Genomic DNA, 1,979 nt, shown 5'->3' on the forward strand with positions numbered 1-1,979 from the left:
GGCGCGACGGCCATGTGTTCTGCTCGTTGACCTTGAGCACGACGACATAGCGTTCGTTCTGAGTCGCCTCCGTGACATTGGCTTCGGTGCCGTCGAGCTTGTAGTAAGTGCGGCTGATTGTGAAGCCGTCGCCGCCGGCCGGCAGCGGCTGGACCGGCGACGCCACCGTGGTGACGACGGCCTGCAGCGGGGTCTTGCCGGTGTTGGCGATGGTCAGTGGGCTGTCGACAAGGTCAGAGCCTTCGACCTGGTTGGAGTAGCCGCCGGAATGTGCCGCGCCATTGACGGTCAGCGTGATCGTATCATTGCCTTCTTTCAGCGCGCGGGCCGCCAGCAGCATCCAGGATTCGTCCTGGGTGCTGGTCCAGCGGGCTTCGGCGCGTTCCTTGGTCACCAGCCTGATCAGCTCCGGCACGATTGTCGGTACCGGCTTGGATTCCGCCGCCAACGCCAGCATCGCCGCGCCATCACGCAGCCGCGAACCGTAGTCGGAGCGGTAGTAGTCGTAGTCGGTGGTCGACTTGGCCAACTGCAGGGCAGTCTTGAACGTCGATTCCGCACGCGGTGTATCGCCGTAGAGCGCCAGGCTTGCCGCCAGCTGGGCAACGGCCATCGGGCTGGAAAAAGCTTCGAGCTGCGTGTCCGCATAGTAGCGCAGGTCGCCGATCGAGGCCTTCTTGTTGCGGGCCAGAACGTAGAGGGCGTAGGCGATCTCGCTGCCCCGGTCCTGGACGCTCTGGTCGTAGCCGAGTGAGTTCTGCAGGTTGCTGAGCGCCTGGTTCATGGCCAGGCTCGGCACGTCGTACTTCTGCTCGCGCGCCCTGGTCAGGAAGTCGGTGACATAGGCATCGAGCCACAGATCGCCGGAGCCCGGGCCCCACAGGCCGAAGCTGCCGCCCGAGGCCTGGTAGCTCAGAACCTTGTAGATGGCGTCCTGGATGCGGCCATGGATATCGGGATCGCTGGCCATGCCGATGCCGGACGCCAATTCATTGACGTAGAGAAGCGGCATGGCGCGGCTGGTGGTCTGCTCGGCGCACCCATAGGGGTAGCGGTCGAGCGTCATCAGCAGCGAAGGCACGTCGAAGGCGGCAGCCTGCGAAACGCCGACGCTGACAGAGGCGCCGTCGAGCAGGCTTGCCGCGAGCAGCTCCTTGTCGACGCGAAGCGCGCCGCCATCGCCCTTGAGGTCGACCACCAGGCGGGTGGTGACCGGTAATTGCGCCGGGCGCACCGGCACATAGAGCGTCTGCTCGACCTTGGTACCGTCGGCATGGGCAAGCTTGATGGTGAGCGAGGCATTGCCGGCCGTCTGAGCGATCAGCGGCACGGTCAGCGTCTGGCGCTTGCCCTGGGCGAGCGTCAGCTTCTGGGGCAGGGGCTTGTCGCCCGTCGACAGGTCGCCCGTCGTTTCGATCGAGAACGCATAGTCGCCGGCCGGACCGTCGGTGTCGGCGACGTCGAGGCGCATAACGGCGGCGTCACCAGGCGCCAGGAAGCGCGGCAGGCCGGCGGTGATGACCACGGGATCGCGCACGATCACGTCGGACTGGGCGTGGCCGACCGCGTCCTTGGTCCAGGCGACGGCCATGACGCGCACGGTGCCGTTGAACTGCGGGATGTCGAAGTCGACCCGCGCCTTGCCGTCGGCGTCAAGCTCGACGACGCCGGAAAAGAAGGCGACAAGCTTTTCGGTCGGCGGGCTGCCTTGCGCCTGCATGTTGGCGCCGTCGCCGCCGGTCCTGAGCTTGCCGGCGTTGCCCAGAGAACCGTCGATCAGGCGACCGTAGATGTCGCGGATTTCCATGCCCAGCATGCGCTGGCCGAAGAACCAGTTCTCCGGATCCGGCGCCTTGTAGTTGGTCAGGTTGAGGATGCCGACATCGACGGCGGCAACCATGACATAGGCATTGCTGCCCGGCTGCACGCCGGCGACCGAAACCGGGATCGACAGCTGCTGGCGCGGCATGGTCTTGTCC

At 65.9% G+C, this 1,979-nt stretch carries 1 protein-coding gene; it reads right to left on the reverse strand.

What is annotated here, in order from left to right:
• Positions 1-1,979, reverse strand: a 1,979-nt coding sequence (locus tag EN932_RS34915) for an alpha-2-macroglobulin family protein (RefSeq protein ID WP_164890806.1), incomplete at both ends; no start/stop codon positions are given.

It is taken from the genome of Mesorhizobium sp. M7A.F.Ca.US.002.01.1.1 (assembly GCF_004022955.1).
Taxonomy (GTDB): domain Bacteria; phylum Pseudomonadota; class Alphaproteobacteria; order Rhizobiales; family Rhizobiaceae; genus Mesorhizobium; species Mesorhizobium ciceri.